At 61.0% G+C, this 1456-nt stretch carries 2 protein-coding genes and 1 pseudogene; 1 reads left to right on the forward strand and 2 read right to left on the reverse strand.

Going from position 1 to position 1456, the window contains the following annotated elements; all coding sequences use genetic code 11:
- Both EN984_RS34455 and EN984_RS39425 read right to left on the reverse strand, forming a co-directional pair.
- Positions 1 to 783 (reverse strand): ABC transporter substrate-binding protein (locus tag EN984_RS34455; protein WP_164765914.1); only part of this gene is annotated, 783 nt, incomplete at its 3' end.
- 71 nt (positions 784 to 854) lie between these two features.
- On the reverse strand, positions 855 to 983 hold the full coding sequence (locus EN984_RS39425; RefSeq protein WP_256755016.1) for a hypothetical protein: 129 nt from the start codon (positions 981 to 983) through the stop codon (positions 855 to 857).
- A gap of 308 nt (positions 984 to 1291) precedes the next feature.
- Between EN984_RS39425 and EN984_RS39185 the strand changes: the two are divergent.
- Positions 1292 to 1456 (forward strand): annotated as a pseudogene (locus EN984_RS39185) (LLM class flavin-dependent oxidoreductase); the annotation flags it as partial.

Here is a 1456-nt window from a genome sequence, read left to right on the forward strand (position 1 = left end):
CGGCATTTCCTTCATGGTCGAAGAGTCGGCCGGCGCGTCGCTGCCGAACCACTTCTTGTGGATCGCGGCCAGGGTGCCGTCCTTCTTCATCGCGCTCAGCGCATCGTTCAGCTTGCCCAGCAGCGGGTGGTCCTTGGTCATCATCAGGCCGTATTGCTCACCGGTCTTGATGCGCTCCTTGACGACCAGGTCCTTCATCTTGGTGAAGGAATACTCCATGCCCGGAATGTCGCTGACGGCCGCATCGACGCGGCCGGCGCTGAGGTCGAGCAGCAGATTCTGCTGCGTGTCGTAGCCCTTCACGTCGCTGAAGCCATCGGCTTCCTGATGCGCCTTGACCCAGGTTTCGCCGGTCGAGCCGGACAGCACGCCGATGATCTTGCCCTTGAGGTCGGCCTCGGCCTTGATCGCGCTGTCGGTCTTGGTGGCGATGCCCATGTCGGAATCGTAATAGGGCTGGGTGAACGACTGTGACTTCAGCCGCTCCGCCGTGATGGTGATCGACGAGATGGCGACATCGATGCGCTTCGAGGTGGTGGCGGCAAACAGCGCCTGGAAGCCGAGGTCGGCGATGTCGGTGGTCATGCCGATGCGCTTGGCGGCTTCGTTGACGATGTCGACTTCAAAGCCTTCGAAAGTGCCGCTCTCGTTCTTGTACTCGAAGGGTGGATTGGTCGGGTAGGCGCCGACATTGAGCACATCGGCGGCATAAGCGGTGGCGGGGCCGGCGGCGATGCCGATGGCGGCGGCGAGAAGAAGCAATTTGCGACGTGTGAAGCTCATTTGTGTTCCCTCTGTTGTTGATCGGGCGGGTTGCTCCCGCACGGTTTTTTGCCGCCCCGCACCGCAGGGCGTCAATTCATGGCAGCGACCAATGCGGTCATGGTTGGCGACATTTTTTGTTGCAGATCGCGGATCTGCGCGCGCACTTCATCGAAGGCATGGCGCGCATTGGATGATGACTGGGACAGTATGAACGACAAGAACTGAGACTCCCACCCGGAGCACCCACGATGGACTGGCCGGCACGATGGACTGGTCTGCACGATGGACTGGCCGGCAAGCCCGTCCGGCAAAGGCAATCGCCATCGACTGTGGAATGCTTATCCAAAGTGCGGCGCTTTTCAAGGCGAAAGTTTTAAGCTTAAAAAGCTGCGGTGTCGGTTGCGTGGCGGACACCATGCGGCCCGCTGGAACCGATACCCGCGAGCGATGGCGACCCGAAGCTATTTCAGGCTTGAAATATCTCCGCGCGGGCCTAGCGTGTGCTCTCTCGCCGGGAGGTCGCGACATGAACAAACCACACCCTTTGCACGGCCCGAACAGACTGAAGCTTGGCGTCTTTTCGACCAATGCCGATGGCGGCCTTGCTATCACAGACGTTCCGGAACGCTGGACGGCGAGCTGGCAGGATAATGTGACGGCGGCTCAGATCGCCGACCGCGCCGGGCTGGAG

The sequence above is a fragment of the Mesorhizobium sp. M7A.F.Ca.CA.004.12.1.1 genome (assembly GCF_003997835.1).
Taxonomy (GTDB): domain Bacteria; phylum Pseudomonadota; class Alphaproteobacteria; order Rhizobiales; family Rhizobiaceae; genus Mesorhizobium.